This is a genomic window from Hymenobacter lapidarius, from assembly GCF_001816145.1.
GTDB lineage: Bacteria > Bacteroidota > Bacteroidia > Cytophagales > Hymenobacteraceae > Hymenobacter > Hymenobacter lapidarius.
This window is the reverse complement of sequence record NZ_MDZB01000098.1, coordinates 37,835-58,856: the sequence shown is the minus strand read 5'-3', so window position 1 is coordinate 58,856 and position 21,022 is coordinate 37,835. Positions and strand designations below refer to the sequence as shown.

The following is a 21,022-nucleotide window of genomic DNA, read 5'->3' as shown; positions in this document are numbered from 1 at the left end:
TGAATTAATTTGAGATTTGGCCTACCTTTAACCCCTGCTTCCATCCCACCCTATCCTCCTCAGATGCTCCAAATCAGCACCGGCCCCGAACAACTATGGGAAGTTGACTACCGCGCCGCCGATAGTATTACGCTTAACGGACAGCCTTTTGCCTGGGATATGGCAGATTTGGGCGAAGGCCGGTTCCACGTGCTGCACGAAGGTCGTTCGTATAATGCGGAAGTTGTATCAACGGATTATGCGACTAAGAATATTGTATTAAAGATAAACGGGCAGCGCGTCGAGCTCAATGCCAAGGACCGGTTCGACCTGCTGCTTGAGCGCCTGGGCATGAGCAATGCCGCCACCACGAAAGTAAACGAGTTGAAGGCTCCCATGCCCGGCCTCATCGTTGATATTCGGGTGACGCCCGGCCAAACCGTGCAAAAAGGCGACCCCCTTCTGGTGTTGGAGGCCATGAAGATGGAAAATATTCTGAAAGCGCCAGCCGACGGCACCGTTGCCGGACTGAAGGTGAACCTGCGCGACAACGTGCAAAAAGGCCAGGTTCTGGTACAGTTCGCGTAACGGCCAGCCCTTCCCCATCCTACATTCCTCAATTACTTCGTTTTGAAATATACCCGCATCCTCCTCAAGCTCAGCGGCGAAGCACTGATGGGCCAACAGCAATACGGCATCGATGCCGAGCGGCTGATGCAGTACGCGTCCGAAATCAAGTCCGTAGCGGCCACCGGTGTGCAAGTTGCCGTCGTGATTGGCGGTGGCAATATTTACCGCGGCGTACAAGCCGAAGCCTTTGGCCTTGACCGTGTGCAGGGCGACTACATGGGCATGCTCGCTACGGTTATCAACTCCATGGCCCTGCAAAGCGCCCTCGAAAAACTGGAAGTGAGCACGCGCCTGCTCTCCGGCCTCACCATTCAGCGGGTGTGCGAGCCTTACATCCGGCGGCGCGCCGTGCGGCACCTGGAAAAGGGCCGGGTGGTCATTTTCGGGGCGGGCATTGGCTCGCCGTACTTCACCACCGACTCGGCCGCCTCGCTGCGGGCCATTGAGATTGAAGCCGACGTGGTGCTGAAAGGCACCCGGGTCGACGGTATTTACACCGCCGACCCCGAGAAAGACCCCACGGCCACTCGCTACGATGAGATAACCTTTGACGAAGTCCTGAGCAAGAACTTGAATGTGATGGACATGACGGCCTTCACGCTTTGCAAAGAGAATAACCTGCCCATTATTGTGTTCGATATGAATACGCCGGGTAACCTGGAGCGCCTCCTGAACGGCGAGCCGATGGGCACCCTGGTAAGCATGGGCGGCGAAGGCCGGCGCAACGCCAAAAAAGCTACTTTGGCACCCCTGCTGCCCCCGCTGGAGCCATTGATGGGCAACCAGCCGGAGCAAGCGTAAGAAACTTTGAATGCTGAGTTTTGAATTCCCCACTAGACTCCGCTCAGCTTAATTGTCCTTCAACACTCAATCCTTAAAATTCAACACCTCCAAAAAATGGACGAAGAAATTCAGTTTTACCTCGACGAGCTTGCTGAATCAATGGGCAAGGCTTTGGCGCACGTAAACGTGGAAATGAGCCGTATTCGGGCGGGCAAAGCATCGCCGGCGATGCTGGACGGCCTGCGCGTGGACTACTACGGTACGGCTACCCCCATCAGCCAGATTGCCACGGTTACGGCTCCTGATGCCCGCTCCCTGCTCATCAAGCCCTGGGAGAAGAACATGGTGGTTGAAGTAGCCAAGGCCATCAAGAACAGCGACCTGGGTCTGAACCCGGTTTCAGATGCCGATGGTGTGCGGCTCAACATTCCCGCCATGACCGAGGAGCGGCGCCGCGACCTGGTGAAGCAGGCCAAAAACGAGTCGGAAGCCGGCAAGGTGCGGGTTCGTGGCATCCGCAAGGACGTGAACGAGTCGCTGCGCAAGCTGCTGAAAGACGGTGCTTCGGAAGATGCCGTGAAAAGCGCCGAAGAAAAGGTGCAGAAAATTACGGACACCTACATTGCCGAGGTTGAGAAAACCTTCAGCAAGAAAGAATCGGAGATTATGACCATCTGATTTGGTCGATTTGAAGACACAAAGAAGCCCGGCGAAATATCGTCGGGCTTCTTTTTTGGCAAGGAGTTTTGGAGGAAATTCACAACTTGAATACCCGGTGCAGCTCTTCTTCAATGGCAGCCGGAACCAGGTAGCGGATGCTGCGGCCGGTGCGCAGGCTCTCGCGGATGTAGGTAGCCGAAATGTCGAGCAAAGGCGCCTGCAGGACCTGCACGCGGGGAAACTGGGCTACATCCTGTATTTCGGTGCCGGGGCGAGGGTACACGTAGATGTCGACTTCCGCGAGCAGGCGGGCGGACTCCTGCCAGCGCGGGAGGCCGGGAAGGTTATCGGCGCCCATCAACAACACAAAATCGTGAGTGGGGTGGCGCTGGCGCAGGGCATCGAGCGTGGCGATAGTGTAACTGGGGCGCGGCAGGCTGAATTCGATGGCTTCGGCGCGCAGGCGCGGGTTGCCGGCCAGGGCCAACTCGACCAAGCGCAGGCGCTCGGCGTCGGGCAGCAGGTCGGCCACTGCTTTGAAGGGGCTGTGGGGCGATACCACAAGCCAGACCTCGGCCAAATCAGTGCGGGTAGCAAAGTGCTCCGCCAGAATGAGGTGGCCGATATGCACGGGGTTGAACGAGCCGAAAAGCAGGCCAATCCGGGCCGCACTCATACAATGGCGGCTTCGACGCTGACGAAATCGCGGACCAGCTTCTCGGCGTGGGCTGTGGCTTCGTCCAAGTTGTCGTTAACTACGGTCACGTCGAACCGGTCTTCGAACGCAAGTTCAAAGTTGGCCTTGTATACCCGCGAAGAAATGCTGGATTGGGAGTCGGTAGCACGGGCCTGCAGGCGTTGCTCCAAGACTTCGATGGACGGCGGGCGGACGAAAATAGCCAGGGCGCGGTCCTTGTAAAACTCTTTAATGCTGAGGCCGCCTTTCACGTCCACATCAAGGATGGCGTGCTTGCCACTTTCCCAGATGCGTTCGATTTCCGACTTCAGCGTGCCGTAGAAGGCACCTTCATAGACTTCCTCCCATTCCACAAATTCGTCGTGCCGAATTTTGTCCTGGAAGTCCTGGACGGAAATAAAATGGTAGTCTTTGCCATTGGCCTCGGAACGACCGCGGCGGTCGCGGGTGCATGCCGAAATGGAAAAGCTCAACTCCGGCACCCGCTCCATGAGCCGATGCACGATGGTGGTTTTTCCAGCACCCGAAGGCGCCGAAAACACGATGATTTTGCCTTGCATCACGCAAAGCTAGCCAGTAGCTCCGGTATTAGGCCATTTGAGCACCCACGTGTGCCAAAATGGAGTCGTGCAGGCTCAGCGGACTGGGCCGGCGGGATACGCGCTGGTTCAGGAAACCAATGAAGATTTGCTGCTTCTTGATGTCGTCGAAGCAGGGCGAGCAGTCGCTGGCATGGTCGTAGAGGTAATCCTCGTCCTCCGCCGTCACAGGCTGGCCTTCGATGAGTTGGTCTAGTACAGTGTTCACGCGTTCACAGTCGGGGCCGTTGTCGGGGGCAATGGCAACGGGGGCCGACGTATTGGTTGAAGTAGTAGCAGATTGGTCCATAGTTGAAACGAGAAAAGAAGGTGAGAGACAGGGATATGTGAAACGATAAGGAAGCGCGACACCGCGGCAGCTGCTATTCGGGAGGTTAATTATTTTCAGCCTCTGTTAGTTCCGTTTCGTCATCAATTGCATCATTGCCATATCCCATTGACTGCGCGTATTTCTCGAGCTTATCCTTTAGGAAATTGCGGGCCCGGTGCAGGCGTGAACGCACCGTACCAATCGGAATATCAAGCACTTTGGCCATTTCCTCGTAAGTAAAACCTTCAAGGTCGCAGAGGATGATAACCGTGCGAAAATCGACGGGCAAAGAATTTAGCGCACTGGCCACTTCGTCGCCAATCAAATCGCGGGCGGACTGCTGGCGCATGTCGGACGACGAAGCACCAATTTCGCCTTCCGCCTCCACATCGTCGGGGTTGTAATACCCTTCTATCTCGCTGTAATCAACTTTGGCGGGCTGCTTGCTCTTCTTGCGGAAGTCGTTGATGAACGAGTTCTTGAGGATGCGGAAAAGCCAAGCCTTGGCGTTGGTACCAGGCTCAAAGTATTCGAAAAACCGGTACGCCTTGAGGTAGGTTTCCTGCACCAGGTCGTTGGCATCGTCCTCGTCGAGGGTGAGGCGATAGGCAAAGTTGTAGAGCGGGTCGAGCACGGGCATCAACTCGGCCTGAAAGCGCCGGTCTTTTTCCTCTTTACTCAGTTTAACCCGTTCGGGAGAATCGCTCATACAGGTGGGCGGGGGGAATTGTAAGCCGAAACCTACGAAATAATAGCTGATTGGGACAAAACTAGCTGAAACAAGACCCGAATACTAAAATAGCCGGAGTGCTTCATTCCGGGTTGATGTTGCGCTAAATTTTCAGCTGAACAATAACTCAGCAGGTTAGTCTGGGCGGCAGACTGCCAGCGGGAGCGCTGCTTTTGGCAGGCAATAATGCTTGATGTACGGATTTCGGCGCCGGGTTGGTTGCATGGCCAGGATTTAGAAACAGACTAACGGCACAAAACGGCTAATGTTCAACCGTGCTTTACTTGCTTCAAGGGCGACCAGGCAAGTACCCGAGCGGCAACTGCCAAGGGCGCAATGGCCCGGATGCAGTGACACGAGGCCGGCTCGGCCCGGCAGTCGTCGCAGGCGGGCTTATCGAAAACCGTGAATTCGGCGTGCGGGCCCAGCGGCCCCCAGCGGCCCGGGTGCATGGGCCGAATGGGCGGATACAGCCCCAGCGCATACCGACCCAGTGCCGCCGCCAAGTGCAACGGCCCGGTGCTGCCCGCCACCAGCCCATCGGCCCCGCCAATGAAGGCCAGGAATTGCGGCAGGGTAAGCTGGCCCGTGAGGTCGGCCGCAAGGCAGGCGGCGTGCTGCCGCCGCCACGCGGCAAGCTCCTCCCCTTCGGCGGCGGTGCCGGTGACGAAAACCCGGTGACCGGCCTGATGCAGCAGGCGGACTAGCTGGCCAAAATTGTCGAGGCCCCACTCCCGGGCGCTGCCCCGGCTGCGCGGGTGCAGGATAATGTTGAGCTGGCCGGCATGGCGGGCTTGCAGCAACTGCTGCATCGCCACGGCGAGCGGCTCAGTGGGGTACAGGCGCACCAGTCTGGCAATTTCGGGCAGGCTGAGCGGGTCGCTGAAGCCCAGCGGCTGGAGCAGCTGCAGGTTCAGCTGGGCTTCGTGCAGGGGCGAGTGGCGGCGGCTGAGCGCCACCAGGCGGTTGCAGGTGAGCCAGTGCTGCCAGCGGTTGCGGGTGCCGATGCGGACGGGAATGCCGGCCTTTCGGGCTAGGCGGGCGAGCAGCTTGTTGGGGAAGACGTGCACGATGGCGGCCGCTGCAAATGCCTGCAAGGTGGCAACTTGGGTTGCTTCCGGCTGCCTCAGCAACTCATCTAAGTTTAAAAACTCATCGACCCAGGGGCAGGCCGCGGCCACGGGCGCCGTGTAGGTTCGGCCAATGAGCACCACCCGGCAACTGGGGTAGCGCTGCTTGAGTTGGCCGCACACGGGCAGGGTCAGGACCACGTCGCCGATGGCATCGGTGCGGGACACGAGGAAGGTCTGGCTCATGCTTCGGCTTGCTCGGTGCGGGTTTTCAGCTTGGCAAATTTCAGGAACACGCCCCAGGCCGAAATGCTGGCAATGCAGAGGCCCGCGAAGCCATCGAGCAGGCCCAGCCGGAAGAAATAGCCGTGCACGAATTTCCAGAGCGGCTTGAACAGCAGGTGAAACAAGCTGACGTTGGTTTTGCCGCGCAGGGCCAGCTCCTGGGCCGTGATGCTGGTGAATTTGTTGAGCTGGCTGACGTGCTGCGCAATGCTGTGGTAGCTGTAGTGCAGGGCGTGGCCGACGAGCGGGCCGGTGGTCAGGCCGGCGTTTACTTCGTAACGCTCGTGCAGGAGCAGGCCGGTCCAGCGGCCCAGGCGGCGGTCGTAGAGGCGCAGTTTGCGGTCGGGGTACCAGCCGCCGTGGCGCACCCAGTGGCCGCAGTAGTTGGTGAGGCGGGCCAGGCTGTAAGCGGCGTGCTGCCAGTTGGCCCGGGCGGCTTTGATGGACGCCCGCAGCTCGTCGGTCAGGACTTCGTCGGCGTCGAGCTGCAGGACGTGGTCAAAATGGGCCTGGGTGGTGGCGTAGTTTTTCTGCGCTACGTAGCCGGCGAAGGCATGCTGCACAACGCGGGCGCCGTGCTGCCGGCAGATGTCCACGGTGTTGTCGGTGGAGAAGGAATCGACCACTACCACGTCATCGGCCACGTCGCCCAGCGCCTGGAGGCAGCGGGCAATGTTGGCCGTTTCATTGAAGGTGATGATGACGACGGAGAGAGGAACCACGCGGGAACAGGCAATAAGTGGCCGAGGAAGGCAAAGGTAATAGCGGGGCGAGGGGAGCTTGGCAGCAGCGTATATTGGGCCGATATAGCTTCTCGGCTTACCATTCTACCTCCTCGCTTTCTACTTCTGTCACCATGCTGGCCGCTCCGCTGCAAACCGCTCCTCAAGAATACCGCACTGCTAAAGCTTACCGCATCCTGATTTATGTTGGAGCTCCCCTGCTTATACTGCTCTTTCTGGCTCTGCCTTTTATGCTGATGAATGGAGAGAACCCCGTACCTGGGTACTTCCTGGCGGGCTTTGCGATTTTAGGGCTGGGAATGGCTGCCTTTCTGGTTTATGGGTTATTTGAGACGGCCAAAGGGCGCCTTGTGGTTCAGGAGCAGTCCGTGAGCCAGGTGGGCGCGTTTAAAACCAAAACCTTGGCCGCGCACGAGATAAAAGGATTTCGGGCCGACGATAAATACACGCACATCGTTCCGATGTCGCCCCACCTGCCAAAGCTAAAAATCGGTCATACCACCGAGCGGTACGAGGAGATTCAGCAATGGCTGGTAGCACGCTACCCCGATTTGAACCGGGTAGATTTGGAACGCGCCACGGCGGGGCTGCTCGAAGACCACGACCTAGGCCGCAATGCCGAAGAAAGAGCGGAGACATTGGCCAAAGCCGCAATGGTTGCCCGGACACTGAATATTGCCGGTGGCGTGGTATGTGCCTGGCTGGTTTTCATTCCCCGCCCCCTATGACTGGGCCATTCTGGCTGGGTTGCTGGTGCCAGTGCTGGCCACTGCGGCCCTGTGGCTCATGCCCCACTCTCTGCGAATAGATGAAAAACAGAATTCCGGCTACCCGTCCGTCGTAGCAGCCATTCTCTTTCCTTGCTTGGGTCTGTCGCTGCGGGCATTATTCGATTATGAGCTGATTAGCTATGCGCTCATGTGGCCCGTAGTGGGCGCTACAGCGGTTGGGGCGGGGCTGCTGCTGGCCATAGGCAGCCGGCAGTTTCTGTTTCGGCCCGGTTCGGTGGCCAGCGTGGGCGGCACAATCGTGTTGCTGGCGGGCGTTTATGGATACGGGGCAAGTTCCGTTGTCAACGCGGTGTACGATGATTCGCCGGCTATTGAATACTCCACGCAGGTGCTCGACAAGCACATTTCTTCGGGAAACCACACCAGCTACTATCTCAAAGTGAATGCCTGGGAGCCGGTTGCCTCCGCCGAGGATGTGCAGGTGAGCAGCGAGTACTACAACCACGTACGCACAGGCCAGAAGGTGGACATTGCCCTGCACAACGGGCGCCTGGGAGTGCCGTGGTTTACCGTGCTAGAATAAGCGCCCTCAACCGCGCAGTGCCTATCCAGCCCAACGGCCGGCCGCAATTCCCCGTAGGACAGCCTGCAATTTCTCGCATCGCAAGCCGCACTCCGTGCGTAACTTGCGCCCCAATTCGTTTTCCCACACATGAAAAAAACGCTTTTCCCCGGCCTGCTGGCCGCTGCCCTGCTTTCCTTCACGTTGCCCTCCTGTGGCCCATCTACCGGCGAAACGGAAGAAGACATTGCCACCAACGCGCTGCCCCCGCTGCCCCCGGCCCCCGACACCACCGCCGGTGCCAAGCAGCCCGAGCAGTACCGGGAGCTGAACTCCGTGAATGCCACCGAGGACATCAAGAAAATGCAGCCCCAGATGTAATTCAGGCAGCCTGCAGTTATGAATGAGCAATGAACGGTGCCGGATGAGGCGTTTTTCATTGCTCATTTTTGTATCATTTTGTTACGTTTCACCTTTTCCAGCTCCTGCACCCAACCGATGACTAACTATACCTTGCGCCGCGGCATGGAGGCCGATTTGCCTCAGGTGCTGGCCCTCATTCAGGAGCTGGCCATGTACGAGCGGGCCCCCGACGCCGTGACCAACACCCTGGCCGATATGCAGCGCGACGGCTTTGGCCCCGCTCCTATTTTCAGTTTTTTCGTGCTGGAAAACCCCGAAACTCAAATCATCGGCATTGCGCTCTTTTACACGGCGTACTCTACCTGGAAGGGCCGAATGCTGTACCTAGAGGACCTGGTGGTGACGGAAGCCGCCCGGCGCGGCGGCCTGGGCAAGCTGCTCTTTGATGCCGTGGTGGCCGAGGCCCGCGCCACCGGCGCCGTGCGCCTCAAGTGGCAGGTGCTGGACTGGAACGAGCCGGCCATCAACTTCTACAAAAGGCTGGGCGCAAACATAGAAACCGAGTGGCTGAACGGCAACCTCGACGCCACGCAACTGAGCAGTTACGTGGTGGCCCCGGCCGCGGAAGCCGCAGCTATTTCGGTAGCGGGGCGCAGCTTTTAGTGGCGCGGGCCGGGAGCGGGCGCGCCCTTATTGCCGCACAAACTTTTGGCTGCCCATGCCGCCCTGCGCATCCTCCCACCGCAGGATATAAAAGCCCGGGCGGAGGCCCGTTATATCGAGCGGCAGCAGGTTCAGCCCGGCTACAACGCTGAGACCGGTAACCCTGACCCGGCGCCCCAACTCGTCGTACAAGCGAAAAACCACGCTGCCTTCCACAGCCGCGGGGTACTGCACACGCAGGATATCGGTGCCGACCACGGGATTGGGGAAAATGGAAATCGTGGCGCTGGCGCCTTGGGTGGTAATCAGGGCGGGTGCCACGTTGTCGAGGGAGCCGTCGGGCCGCAGCAGGCGCAGGCGGTAGTAGAGCAGGCCGCCGGGCGTCTGGGCATCGAAAAACTGGTACTGCCCCCCGCCGGGCTTGGTGGCCACCGTGCCCAAGCGCACCCACGCGGTGGTATCGGCACCGGTGCTGCGCTCCACTGCGAAGCTGCTCAGGAAGCATTCGTCTCGGGTGGCCCAGTTCAGGGTGACGCCAATGCCGGTGGTGTTTTGGGCATTGAAGCTGATGAGCGGGGCCGGCAGCATGGCCGGTCCGCCGCAGCCCAGGTTCTTGAAGCTGCGGGCGCGCAGCACCTGCCGCCCGCCGGCCACGTCGCTGAGTAGGTTGAGGGCGCGGGTGTTCTGGCCGCGGCCGATGGCGAAGTGCATCACCGCGCCAGGCAGGATGAGGTGGCTCAGCTGGTGGGCGTGGCCCAACTCGTGCACCGCCACGGTTTCGAAGTCAATTTGATTGAGGGCGCTCAGGGCCGGGGCCGGTCCAAACTGAAACACGGCGGCGTCGTCAAACTGTATATCGATTTCCTTCACCCAGAACACCAGGCTGCCGCCGGGCGCAAAGCAGCCGCGATAGTAGGTAGTGGTGCGGCCCAGCACGCGGTCGGGCAGTTCGGCACCGGTATCGAAGGCCACCACGTTCTGGCCGTCTTCAGCAATGGCGTTGGTAGTGAAATCGGGTCCCATCTCCCAGTTCATTCCGGTTTGGCAGCGCCAGGTGGCCAGCGCGCGCTGCCAGGAAGCTGCCGCCGAGGCGCGGGCCGTGAAATTGGGCCCGAAGCGAAAGGTGATGCCGCCGGAGGTGTTTTGGGCAATGTGGTTGGGACGCTGGAGCAGGGTGCCGTCGGTGCTTTCCACATTGGTCAGCGCGTAGATGATGGTCACCGCGCTCGGGCTGTCGCCGCTTTGCTGGTCACTGGTGGTCACGCGCACCGGGCCCGAGCCGGCCGGGTGGCCGTTGCTCACGGGCTGGCCCCCGTTGGCGGCAGAAGGCACCCGCACCTGGATGCGGGTATTGGTCCAGGAGAGGTAGTCGCGCTCGCGGGCTTTTACGCGGGTGGCGCCGCCATCGTCGGCGTTGCGGAACTCCACAAAGCCGGTGCCCCGGGTGCTGCCGAAGCCGTCGCCGTTGATGGTGAGCACAGCCTCGGCGCCAGCGGGCAGTTGCTGGGGAGCCAGGCCCGTGACTATGGGCGCGAGCGTGCCCCGCTGCACCGCACGCACGGCAGGAGACAGGGCCGGGTTGGCGCGCAGCACCCGGCGGTTTTGGCCCGTGTGCCGGGTTAGTTCTTTGTAAAAAGCACCATCGATAGCGGCGTACCGACGAAAAGGCTCCGTGGCCGTGCCCTCGGCGGTATTGTACTGAATGAATCCCTGCTCGCTGCCGAAAGGAGTCCATGCTTTACCAGCGACGGCCGGCAGGCCGGACCACGGCGCCGGCGTTAAAAAGAACACGCCTTGCTGGCCCGGTACGAGTTGCAGCGTGTTGGTTAATACCTGTTGCTCGAGGTCTAGCCGACCGCCTTCGGTGATTAGCACCAGGCCGGTGGTGTCTGCTACCTGGCCTTTCAACAGGGAAAATACCCGGAGGCGATGCCTGGTGAATAAGCGGGTGTGGTCCGCGTTCCAAAAGCCCTGCGCCGTGAGAACTTCGGCTTCGACGACCAACCCCGACTGCTGGGCGCGGCGGGCGGGCTCAAGGGGCAGCATCAGGCAATGCGTGTCGGGGAGCGGGGCCTGGGCCAGCAGTGGCAGCGCGCTAGCTAGCCCTAAAACGAAAGAGAGGACCCAACGAGGGCTGATATTCCGAAGAAATGGTAGTGCAAACGGCATAATCAAGAATCAAGTGTGGCCCCCAAATCAAGTTACGGAAAAGTGACTGGCCTGGCTTTGTTCAGCTTGATTATAGCGCAATGAAGTCCTTGTAATTGCCTCACACCGCCGCGTAGGCCGCCCACTGCCACACCCGAAAGCCGCGCAAGCCGCCCCGTATTGTAAAACCACGACCTGCCTACCGACCCACTGGCGCGGGCCGGGGCTCCCGCGAAGGCGAGCTGCCCGCCACCACGGGCCAGCCCTCGGCATAGTCCAGCTTATCGAGCACCAGCACGCGGCGCGAGTGGCCCTCCGAATCGTCGATGGCATCGAAGGTGGGCTGGCGGGGGTCGATGGCGTGGCAGGCCAGCCAGTCTTGCCCGGCGGCATCGGTCACCACGCAGTTGTGGCCGGGGGCGTGCCAATGCGCATTGGCGGTCAGCAGGGCCGTGTGCGGGTTGCCCGTGGCAGCGGCATACGTCTCGAAGGGGCCGGTGGCGTGGCGGGACCGAGCCACGAGCACCGCGTAGTGAGCCTCGGGCCCACAGCAGTTGTCGCCCGAAAAGAAAAGGTAGTACCAGCCCGCACGCTGGTGCACCCAGGCCGCTTCCACCAGCCGGTGTAGTCGCGGGGGTCGTGAGAGGTGCTGGGGTGAATAAGGGCCTGCGGCGCGCTGCCCGCTCGGAAGCCCAGGCGGTCATCGGCCAGCTCCTGCACCCAGATGGGGCCAAAGCCCGAGCCCCAGTACAGCAGCCGCTGCCCGGTGGCGGGGTCATCAAACGCCATGGGGTCGATGCAGGTGAAGCCGGGGCCGGCCAGCAGCGGCTGGCCACTGTCTAGGAACGGGCCAGCGGGCGCATCGGCCACGGCCACGGCCAGGCTGAAGTGGTCAGCGCCATTGGGCCGGGCCGAGTAGTACAGGTAAAAGCGCCCGTGGTGCTCGCTCACGTGCGGCGCCCATATTTTCTGGCTCTCGGTGGCCCAACTAGGCTTTTCAGGCAGGCCTTCGCCCAGGTATTCCCAGTTAATCAAATCCGCCGAGCGGGCCACCTGCAGATTGATGACGACGCCGGCCCGCTTGGTTTGGGTGCCGTAGGCGTAGTACCAGCCACTGCGGGTGCGGATGATGGCAGGGTCCGGAAAATTGTCGTCGATGACAGGGTTGGTGTACATGAGCGCCGCGTGAAAAGCAGGCCCGCCGCCAACGCCGGGCCATAGCCGGGCTACGCTTGGCTCGCTGCCTGGGGCACGGGTTGCTGCTGCTGCTGCTGCAACCATACGTAAGCCGAGGCCACATCGTCGAACGTGCCCACCTGGGGGGCTTCCAGGTAATGCACGGTGTTTTCCACGGCCTGGCGGGCCAGCAAGCTGCTGGGTAGCACCCAGGCAATGTACTCCAGGCCGGCATTGCGCATTTCCTCCAGCCACCGCAAGCCCCATTCCGTGAGCGTCATGGTGGTGTGGGTGATGTTGGAATTATCGTTCAGAATCTTAGCGCACGGCCGGCCCTGCAGGGCTTGCAGCATCAGCAGGCAGGCAGCGTGCGTGGTGTCCTGGTTGTGCTCGCCCCGCCAATCCATGTATAGCCAGTGGTTTTTGGCATCATAGCCGATGGATATCCAAGGGGACTCAACAAGTACTTCCAACTGCATAGCGGCTCTGTATTAGCACCCACTGTGGCGGGTGTCTGAGCAGACAAATTTACAGCAGCAAACCATTTGTGCCGAAACATTTTGCAAATGCAACCGCACCGCTGGCCGCTGGGGCCGCAAACCGGCCGAAGCCGCGAACGGCTCTAGCTTTGTGGCCCCGCTTTTTCAGGGGGTCTTTTCCGCCCACTATTCATTTGCTTCCGCTTCCCATGTTTCTGAAACGTATTATCTTGCTGGTGCTGCTGTGTGCGCCGGGCAGCGCCTTTGCCTGGGGCACCACTGGCCACCGGGCCGTGGCCCGCATCGCCGAAAACCACCTCTCGGCCAAAGCCAAACGCGAGATAGCCCGGCTGCTGGGCACCGAGACCCTGCCGCTGGTGAGTACCTGGCCCGATGAAATCCGCTCCGACCCGCAGTACAAGGAGACGGGACCGTGGCACTACCTCAACGTAGCCGCCGGCCTCGACCTGACGGCTTTCACGGCGCAGCTCACCGCTACCACTGCGCCCGCACCCACCGATGCCTACTCGGCCCTGCGGCTGATGCGCAGCACCCTGCAAGACCGAAGCAAGACCGCCGCTGAACGCCTGCAGGCCCTGAAATTTGTGGTGCACCTGGTGGGCGACGTGCACCAGCCCCTGCACGTGGGCCGCGCCGAAGACCGGGGCGGCAATGGCATTCCGGTGAGCTGGCGCGGGCACGACACCAACCTGCACAGCATCTGGGACGGCGACCTGGTGGAGTACCCGGGTTTCACCTACTCGGAAATGGCAGTTGCTTACGACCGCGCCACCCGTGCCCAAATCAAGCAATGGCAGAAGGATGACGTGGCCATCTGGCTGTTCGAGTCCTACCAGCTGTGCACGCCGGCGTATGCCGCTGCCGCCGCCAGCCCCAAGTTTGACTACCGCTTCTACCCGGCCTTTGCCCCCGCCGTGGAGCAGCAGATTCTCAAAGCCGGCATCCGCCTAGCGGGCGTGCTGAACGAGGCATTCGCCAACTAGGAAGCAGTTACCCCAAAAACCCAGCTACCTGCGTAGCTGTTTTTGGGGTTTCAGCAAAAGGCTTTATGCGTGCTGGCTAGGCGACACATAATATATAACTATTAATATTATAAAGCACGTCCTTACACACCCTTACCTCGGGCGCCACGCTTATGGATTAAGTATAATTTTATCAGAAACCGAACCGAGATAATACCACCGCATCAACCACCCCATTGGCTGGCACAAAAACATTAGTTTACGCCATAGAATATCTATTCAACAACTAATATATTACCCATACTGCAGATTACACTTTTAATTCTCTTAAGTTCTAATCCGTCGACAACCTGCTCTTATCACCGAATAAGATAACTATTTATTTTTGCCGCTCATGGTTATAAAGTATTGGTTAATTGGTAAAAAAGCCAGATATTGTAGGTCCGATTCATCTATTCAACCTACTTTTATAGTTGCACGAGCAGTTTTGGACTCGATTTTCGCGCTTACTTCTTTTTCTCTCCTTTTTTTTCTTACATGACAAACACTTACACTCGGGAAACGTGGGTTCGCTGCCTGCAAAAACTTGGCTTGGCGGCCATACTTGCGGGCAGTACTACCGTGGCGGCACAAGCCCAGGCGCTCAACTACTCGGCGTCCAATGCAACCAACCTCGCGGGCACCTACACCGACTTGGGTACTACGGGCACGGCCATCACCACTGCTAACACGGACGATGCCAACTCAGCCGCCCAGTCTATTGGCTTCACCTTTACTTATAACGGGCTGAACTTCACGCAGTTTGTACTGAACACTAACGGAGTTATGCGGCTGGGCAATGCAGCTCCGTCGGTGGCCAACTTGTACGCCGAGTACGAAAACGGCCAATTGCCTGGCATCGACCCGATTTCGAGTGCGAGTGCGGCGGATGTCAATTTGCTGATGCCGTTTAACTTCGATTTGGAATCGGGGTCGGGCGGAGCCGAATACCGGGTAACGACCACGGGCACGGCTCCCAACCAGGTCTGCACCATCCAGTGGAAGAACGTGCGCGACAAGACGGGCGGTAGTGCCGCGCAGTACGACAATTTTTCTTTTCAGGTAAAGCTATATCAAACCTCCAACGTTGTGGAGTTTGTGTACGGCGCGGCCACGCCGGCAACAACCGGGACCGAGACAGCCCGCTTTCCCACAGTGGGCATAAAGGGTTCGGGCAGCGCGACCGGGCAAACCGTTTTGGGAAACAAAACCCAGTCGGGGGCGGCTTGGTCCACTACTGTCTTTATTACGGGGCAATACGGCACGAGCACGCACAATTTCCGACGCTCGGTTGGGCCTGATGCTGGCCGCACGTACCGCTTCACGCCAGCAGTTCTCCTTGCGAAGGATGTTGCAGTATTGGCCGTTTATACCTTGGGCAAAATTGCTACTCCGAGTGCGCTACCGCAGCAAATTCGGGCGTTCGTATCGAATTTGGGCACCACTGCTCAAAACGGCGTTGTCATCACGCTAGACATAACGGGTGCCAATACCCTGACCCAAACGGTGACGGTGAACCTGCCCGTGGGCACTCGTGGCACGGTAGCATTCCCAGCGCTACCGGCTACACTCACCCCCGGCACCAACATCATTAAGGTTAGCGTGGCCAGCGATGAGAACGACATCAACAATTCGGCCACGGTAACACAGCTTGTCACCGCCGACCGCCTGAGCTACATCGACCAGGGCCAGCCCGCCAACGCGGGTGCCTTGAGCTACGGAGCAGTAGGAGGCGTGCTCAGCGTGAAGTACACCGTACCCAACACTGTGGTATTGAAAGATGCCTTGATTTCGTTTGCCCCTATTGCCAATAATACCACTTCCTTCCAGGTAGTAGTGCACGATGCGGCAGGCACGGGCGGTGTTCCCGGCAACCTGATTTATTCTTCCCCGCCCCAAAATCGCACGGCCGCTGGCGGCGATGTTACCGTTGCCCTACCCGCCTTGCAGCTTTCCGGTTCATTTTACGTTGGCGTGAAAGAGCTGGAGACTCCTGGGGTAGGCATTCTCAGTCAGAATGAGGTTCCCCTGCGGGCCACTACTTTCTACATCTCGGCCAACGGCTCCGCGCCATGGACCGATTTGGCAGCTACTACCTTCACCCGCCGCCTGGCCATTGAAGTGGGCCTGGCGCCCGCGCCAAGCTGCGCAGCTCCTACCGCCCTGGCCGTAACGAGCGTGACACCCACCACCGCGGTTATCTCCTTCACCGACGCCACCACCTCGGGCAGCTACCAGTTGATTTATGGCCCGGTAGGGTTTCAGCCGGCCACGGGCGGTACCACCGTCACGGCTACCGGCAGCCCCGCCACCATCACCGGCCTGCAGCCCGGCACCCTGTACCAAGTGTACGTGCGCACCAACTGCACCGGCGGCGGCACGAGCCTGCTCACCGGCCCCCTCAACTTCAGCACGGGCTGCGCCGCCACCACGGTGGTTGCCGCGTTCCCCTACGCCGAAAACTTCGACAACCTGCCCGTTGGCCAGGCCCTCCCCTGCGGATTTACGGCCCTGGACGGCAACAACGACGGCACTACCTGGGCCGTTTCGAAAGTTAACCCCAACTCGGGCAGCAGCAGCATTCGCTACAATGGCCTGACCCTGAGCAATGTGGCGGCTAACGATTGGTTCTTTACTCCCGCCCTGACGTTGGCGGCCAACACGCGCTACCAAGTATCCTTCCGCTACCGCGGCGAGGGCATTGCCAACAGCCCCTCTTCCTACACCGAAAGCCTGGAAGTAACCTCGGGCTCGGCTCCTACGGTAGCCGCTCAAACCAACGTGCTGTACACCAACGCCGCCATCACCAACACGTCGTACGCACTGGCCAACGGTACTTCCACGCCGGCAGTAGCCTTGCTCCCCGCCGGGGCCGGCACGCAGTACGTAGGCTTCCGCGTCAAGAGCGCCGCCAACCAGGGCATCCTGTACCTCGACGACATCGCCATCACCGCCACGGCCGTTTCGGCCAACTCGGAGGCGCTGCTGCGCGCTATCAGCATATTCCCGAATCCTTCGACCACGGGCCGTTTCGACCTCTCAATCCGCGGTGCCAACGCCAAAGGCGCACTCGATGTAGTGGTGACCAACACCCTCGGCCAGCGCGTGTACTCGGGCTCGGCCCGCGACAACTACACCAACAAGCTCGACCTGACCAGCCTCGCGCCCGGCATCTATTACCTGCAGGTGCGCAACGGCAGCGAGTACACGACCAGCCGCGTGAGCATTGCCAAGTAATCGAGCATTCGATTTTCAACTACTGTTTGTGAAAAATAATCTGGTGTCGAACGCCTTTTCAATTCTCGCTGTTGCCCCGGTTGTTGCTTCTATCCAGAACAATAAGCGCGTACAGAGGCTGCGAATGAGCTTGGCTTCGACACCAGATTTCACCACCCGGGACTCTTCTACCTGCAGCACAACTGCTACACGCTACCTGCAGCACAACTGCTACACGCTACTAGTCCGGTCACCGTTCCCACAACCAGCCGTGCAACGGCTGTTCTTCAAGCTTCTAGTTTTTCAACACTTCATTTTATATGACTCTGAATCCTACTAATTCGGGCTATCGCACCCTGGCCCTGGCCATTGCACTGGCGGTACCGGGTCTGGCGCTGGCGCAGCAAACGCCAGTGACCGAGGCGGTGGCCTCCTTCTCGGCCAAAGCCAAGGCCCAAAGCGGCCTGAGTGCTGCCGACGTGGCCAATCCCTACGTGAGCAGCTCCTACTACGACGCCAGCACCGGCCTCACGCACACCTACCTGAACCAGCGCGTGAATGGCCTTGCGGTATTCAACGCCACGGGGGCCGTACACACCGACAAAAACGGTAAAGCAGTACTCCTCACGCAGGACTTTATGCCGGGCGCGGCGGCAGTAGCCCCTTCGGCTACCGCAGCGCTTTCGGCAGAGCAGGCCGTGGCAGCTGCCGCCAAAGGCCTGGCACTGCCTCGCCCCGCTGGCCTGCAGCGCGTGCTGGAGGGCCGGGCGGCCGATGGCATTGTGTTTAACAAAGGCGGCATCTCGGAAGAGAACATTCCGGTGCGCCTCATGTACGTTCGCGTGGCCAATAAGCTGGTGCTGGTCTGGAACGTGAGCATTGCCCAGCTCGACCAGGAGCATTATTGGAACGCTCGCGTAGATGCCCAAACCGGCCGCCTCGTAGACCAGAACGACTACGTGGTGAGCGAGAAGGCAACTTTCCGCCAGAACGTGATGGAGGCGCAGGCCCAGCGCCAAATTCGCCCCATTGCCAAGCCTGTGGACATGCGCGCCGTGCGCAGTGCCAAAGGCGTGACGGGCCAGCCGAATAGCATGACCGTTATTCCGGTTCCTTTCGAGAGCCCTGTCCTTTCCCCCCGTGTGGTGGTTCCGTTCAGCTCGACCGACCTGCGGTACTCGCCTTATGGCTGGCAGGTGGGCGATAGCAAAGCTCCGGCCGGCTTCTTTGCCGACAGCTACTCCTTGCTTTCGACCGGCAAGCAGCTAACGCGTGGCAACAACGTAGCCGCCTACGACGACAACGCTTCGACTACCTCCGGCGGTGGCACGGCTGGCTTCACAACTGTTGCTTCTTCGCCGGATGGCGGCCCCACCCGGGATTTTGACTTTCCGTTTGTTCAGACGCAAGGGCCCCGCGACGCGGGCAACCTGGCGGCTGGCATCACGAACTTGTTCTACTGGAACAACATGCTCCACGACGTGATGATGAGCAAGGGATTTGACGAAGTATCGGGCAACTTCCAATACAAAAACATTACCGGCCTGGGCCTGGGCAACGACCAAGTCCGGGCAGAATCGCAGGACGGCAGCGGCCGCAACAACGCCAACTTCTCGACGCCGGCAGATGGTACCTCCGGCCGGATGCAGATGTATTTGTTCGACAACACTGCTGCCAACGCTCTCACCGTTACTGGCCCGGCGCCGGCGGCTGGCACCTACCGTTTTGCGGGTGTATCGTTTGGCCCGCGCCTCACCAAAAAACCAATATCTGGCAAGCTGGTGCTTGTGAACGACGGCGTATCGGCCAACGGCGGCGACCACGGTTGCGCTTCACCCTTCGTGAACGCGGCTGAAGTAGCCGGTAACATTGCCTTCATTCAACGCGGTGGCTGCCCCCAGCTCACCACCCTTAACCCCCGGGCTACCAACGCATTCGCCACCAAAGTGAAGCGTGCCCAGGACAACGGCGCCACTTCGGTAATTGTATTTGACTCGCTGGCGACCACCAACCTCGTGAATTTTGGTGGTACTGACACCGTCGGCATTCGCATTCCCGCTATTTTCATCAGCGGCGCCGATGGTTTCAAGCTGCGGGAAGCAATCAGAGCCGGTGGCATCCTTAACGCGACGGCAGCTTTGGGGCCCGACTTCGACGGCTCGTTTGACAACGGTGTGGTTTCGCATGAATTTGGCCACGGCATCTCGAATCGCCTCACCGGCGGCCCGGCCAACTCCAGCTGCCTCAACTCGGCCACCGGTAACCAAACCATGGGCGAAGGCTGGAGCGACTTCTTCGCGCTGTGGATGACGACCCGCCCTGGTGACATCGGCAGCACCAAGCGGTACATCGCCACCTACGACTCCGGCCAACCGTATGCTACGGGACCCGGCTTCCGCAACAAGCCCTACACCACCGACTTCGCGCAGAACAACTACACCTATGCGCAGTTGGGTACGGGAGCGGGCCAGTATCAGACAACTCACGCCGTGGGCGAGGTATGGGCCACGGTGCTCTGGGATTTGAACTGGCAGTTCATCTACAAGTACGGCTACAACACCGACTTCTTCAGCGCCACCGGCGGCAATAACAAGATGCTCAAACTGGTGCTTGACGGCTGCAAGCTGCAAGTGTGCAACCCCGGTTTCCTTGATGGCCGTGACGCCCTGTTGCGCGCCGACTCCCTGACCAACCGCGCCGCCAACGCCGACCTGATTTGGAACGTGTTTGCCCGTCGGGGCATGGGCTTTAACGCCGTACAGGGCGACCGCACCGACGGCACCCCCAAGGTGACGGGCATTGTGGAAGGCTTTAACCTGCCCCCTACCAGCAAGGTGATTGTGCTGGCCAACAAGAACAGCGCCGTTACAGGCAGCTCGCTTGAGGCCTACCCCAACCCCGCTCAGGACATCCTCACCGTTCGCACACAGCTGTCCAGCGCCGCCCCCATGCAGGTGACCATGGTTGACCTGTTGGGCAAAACCGTGCTGCGTTCGGTATCGGTACCGGTTGCGCAAATGCAGAAAAGCGGCATTGAGCTGAACACCAGCCAGGTTGCTCCCGGCATCTACATGGTGCGCGTTACCACCACCAGCGGTACGTACAGCACCAAGGTTAGCATTCAGCACTAAGCTGCCGGCTGCCATCCCTTTGAAAAGAGCTCAGCTTCGGCTGAGCTCTTTTTTTGCTTTCAGGCCTCCCCTCTGCACTGTCCAATGACGTCGAATAGCGTTAAGTAGTAGCGCATCAACCAATTAATGCTAATTGGTATCATTTCCCCTTAGCGCCTGGCCTCGTAGACGTGCCTAACCGCTTGTTGCTGAACAAACAGACAGGACTATTCCAAAACCCTATCGTCTGAGAGAAATGGCCATGAAGCGCGTAGCCAAAGCATCCAGGCCGCATTGCAGAATGACGCTTACGAAGCAGTAGAGATGCTTCAACTGAGCCCAGTATGACCGTTCGGATATTTTCCAAAGCACCTTTCAAACAGCATAATAACGGTTTCAAGGTAGTGCTTCGGCTGCACTCGGCACTGTAATTGAGCATAGTCGCATTCAACAGTCCCAATCTTCACAGCAGCATTGGCCTAAGCAGGTTGCTACTTGCTACATCACTCCAAAGCGCCTGCAAGCTTTGCGTTTACAACACGACACTCCTTTTTTCATAATTGTAAGCAGTAGCTTTATAAACCCCCAACAACTGCCCGCTATAAACTATAGACACTAAATGGTAACACCAATATTCAGAATATTTGATTATCAAAAAGCCTGCGAATTCTACGTTGAATGGCTGGGCTTTCACATCGATTGGGAGGAGCGTCCGGCGCAAGGTCCCCTGTACATGCAGGTGTCGCGCGGCGATATTGTGCTGCACCTCACGGGCCACCACGGCGACAGTTGTCCGGGGTCGAAGGTAATGGCCGAAATCAATGGCCTACTGGCGTACCACCATTTGCTGACGCAAAAAGACTACCCTTTTATGCGCCCCAACCTGAAAAAAACCAATTGGAGCGACAAGGTGATGCAAGCCGAGGTCATTGACCCGTTCGGCAACCGCGTTGTGTTTGTTGAGGCCTGTGGATAAAATGCAAGCTTGATAATTATAATTAAAACGTAAATTATTCTTATATTTTGCGTTAAATCCCTACATTGTGCTATCTTGTTGCTGATACCG

20 protein-coding genes and 1 pseudogene are annotated in these 21,022 nt (G+C 59.4%); 11 read left to right on the top strand and 10 right to left on the bottom strand.

The window, feature by feature from the left end:
- Nucleotides 1-63: 63 nt before the first annotated feature.
- The 3 genes from BEN47_RS08570 (at nt 64) to frr (ending at nt 2,070) form a co-directional block, all read left to right on the top strand.
- Nucleotides 64-567 carry an acyl-CoA carboxylase biotin carboxyl carrier protein subunit gene (locus tag BEN47_RS08570; RefSeq protein WP_070727231.1) on the top strand — a complete coding sequence of 168 codons (504 nt, stop codon included), beginning with the start codon at nt 64-66 and terminating at the stop codon, nt 565-567.
- A gap of 42 nt (nt 568-609) precedes the next feature.
- Nucleotides 610-1,410: a UMP kinase gene (gene pyrH / locus BEN47_RS08565; protein ID WP_083322262.1), complete on the top strand. Its 801-nt coding sequence runs from the start codon at nt 610-612 to the stop codon at nt 1,408-1,410.
- Between the two features lie 96 nt (nt 1,411-1,506).
- Complete coding sequence (gene frr, locus BEN47_RS08560) at nt 1,507-2,070, top strand: ribosome recycling factor (protein WP_070727229.1); 564 nt, start codon at nt 1,507-1,509, stop codon at nt 2,068-2,070.
- A 79-nt stretch (nt 2,071-2,149) separates the two neighbouring features.
- Here the strand turns inward: frr and nadD are convergent, their stop codons facing one another.
- The 6 genes from nadD to BEN47_RS08530 all read right to left on the bottom strand — a co-directional run bounded on the left by nadD (nt 2,150) and on the right by BEN47_RS08530 (nt 6,465).
- Complete coding sequence (gene nadD / locus BEN47_RS08555) at nt 2,150-2,728, bottom strand: nicotinate (nicotinamide) nucleotide adenylyltransferase (RefSeq protein WP_070727226.1); 579 nt, start codon at nt 2,726-2,728, stop codon at nt 2,150-2,152.
- Entirely contained in the window at nt 2,725-3,309 is a 585-nt protein-coding gene (gmk, locus tag BEN47_RS08550) for a guanylate kinase (RefSeq protein ID WP_070727224.1), read from the bottom strand. The genes nadD and gmk overlap by 4 nt, the downstream gene beginning before the upstream one ends.
- A 28-nt stretch (nt 3,310-3,337) precedes the next feature.
- Nucleotides 3,338-3,637: a hypothetical protein gene (locus BEN47_RS08545; RefSeq protein ID WP_070727222.1), complete on the bottom strand. Its 300-nt coding sequence runs from the start codon at nt 3,635-3,637 to the stop codon at nt 3,338-3,340.
- 85 nt (nt 3,638-3,722) lie between these two features.
- Complete coding sequence (locus BEN47_RS08540; RefSeq protein ID WP_070727220.1) at nt 3,723-4,367, bottom strand: sigma-70 family RNA polymerase sigma factor; 645 nt, start codon at nt 4,365-4,367, stop codon at nt 3,723-3,725.
- 290 nt (nt 4,368-4,657) lie between these two features.
- Nucleotides 4,658-5,704, bottom strand: a complete 1,047-nt coding sequence (locus BEN47_RS08535; RefSeq protein WP_070727219.1) for a glycosyltransferase family 9 protein — start codon at nt 5,702-5,704, stop codon at nt 4,658-4,660.
- The gene (locus tag BEN47_RS08530; RefSeq protein ID WP_070727217.1) at nt 5,701-6,465 is read right to left on the bottom strand and encodes a glycosyltransferase family 2 protein; all 765 of its coding nucleotides are present in this window, start codon (nt 6,463-6,465) and stop codon (nt 5,701-5,703) included. The genes BEN47_RS08535 and BEN47_RS08530 overlap by 4 nt, the downstream gene beginning before the upstream one ends.
- A 134-nt stretch (nt 6,466-6,599) precedes the next feature.
- Between BEN47_RS08530 and BEN47_RS08525 the strand changes: the two genes are divergently transcribed.
- From BEN47_RS08525 to BEN47_RS08510, 4 genes are all read left to right on the top strand, one after another.
- The gene (locus tag BEN47_RS08525) at nt 6,600-7,214 is read left to right on the top strand and encodes a hypothetical protein (RefSeq protein WP_070727215.1); all 615 of its coding nucleotides are present in this window, start codon (nt 6,600-6,602) and stop codon (nt 7,212-7,214) included.
- 58 nt (nt 7,215-7,272) lie between these two features.
- On the top strand, nt 7,273-7,800 hold the full coding sequence (locus tag BEN47_RS08520; protein ID WP_158010937.1) for a hypothetical protein: 528 nt from the start codon (nt 7,273-7,275) through the stop codon (nt 7,798-7,800).
- Nucleotides 7,801-7,929: 129 nt separating this feature from the next.
- Nucleotides 7,930-8,160, top strand: a complete 231-nt coding sequence (locus tag BEN47_RS08515; protein ID WP_070727212.1) for a hypothetical protein — start codon at nt 7,930-7,932, stop codon at nt 8,158-8,160.
- Nucleotides 8,161-8,277: 117 nt separating this feature from the next.
- Nucleotides 8,278-8,805 (top strand): GNAT family N-acetyltransferase, encoded by a 528-nt coding sequence (locus tag BEN47_RS08510; protein ID WP_070727210.1) that lies wholly within the window; start codon nt 8,278-8,280, stop codon nt 8,803-8,805.
- 27 nt (nt 8,806-8,832) lie between these two features.
- On the opposite strand, the gene BEN47_RS08505 is transcribed toward BEN47_RS08510, so the two are convergent.
- The 4 genes and pseudogenes from BEN47_RS08505 to BEN47_RS21400 form a co-directional block, all read right to left on the bottom strand.
- The gene (locus BEN47_RS08505; protein WP_070727208.1) at nt 8,833-10,851 is read right to left on the bottom strand and encodes a T9SS type A sorting domain-containing protein; all 2,019 of its coding nucleotides are present in this window, start codon (nt 10,849-10,851) and stop codon (nt 8,833-8,835) included.
- A gap of 301 nt (nt 10,852-11,152) precedes the next feature.
- Nucleotides 11,153-11,554, bottom strand: coding sequence for a family 43 glycosylhydrolase (locus BEN47_RS22475; RefSeq protein WP_262490390.1), 402 nt, complete (start codon nt 11,552-11,554; stop codon nt 11,153-11,155).
- A gap of 101 nt (nt 11,555-11,655) precedes the next feature.
- Nucleotides 11,656-12,129, bottom strand: a pseudogene (locus BEN47_RS22470) (family 43 glycosylhydrolase); the annotation flags it as partial.
- Between the two features lie 50 nt (nt 12,130-12,179).
- Entirely contained in the window at nt 12,180-12,608 is a 429-nt protein-coding gene (locus BEN47_RS21400) for a hypothetical protein (RefSeq protein ID WP_070727202.1), read from the bottom strand.
- A gap of 209 nt (nt 12,609-12,817) precedes the next feature.
- Between BEN47_RS21400 and BEN47_RS08485 the strand changes: the two genes are divergently transcribed.
- The 4 genes from BEN47_RS08485 to BEN47_RS08470 all read left to right on the top strand — a co-directional run bounded on the left by BEN47_RS08485 (nt 12,818) and on the right by BEN47_RS08470 (nt 20,932).
- Nucleotides 12,818-13,612, top strand: a complete 795-nt coding sequence (locus BEN47_RS08485) for a S1/P1 nuclease (RefSeq protein ID WP_070727200.1) — start codon at nt 12,818-12,820, stop codon at nt 13,610-13,612.
- A 516-nt stretch (nt 13,613-14,128) separates the two neighbouring features.
- Entirely contained in the window at nt 14,129-16,867 is a 2,739-nt protein-coding gene (locus BEN47_RS08480) for an NIDO-like domain-containing protein (RefSeq protein ID WP_070727198.1), read from the top strand.
- A gap of 299 nt (nt 16,868-17,166) precedes the next feature.
- On the top strand, nt 17,167-19,977 hold the full coding sequence (locus tag BEN47_RS08475) for a M36 family metallopeptidase (RefSeq protein WP_070727195.1): 2,811 nt from the start codon (nt 17,167-17,169) through the stop codon (nt 19,975-19,977).
- Nucleotides 19,978-20,575: 598 nt separating this feature from the next.
- Entirely contained in the window at nt 20,576-20,932 is a 357-nt protein-coding gene (locus BEN47_RS08470) for a glyoxalase superfamily protein (protein ID WP_070727193.1), read from the top strand.
- The last annotated feature ends 90 nt before the right edge of the window (nt 20,933-21,022 follow it).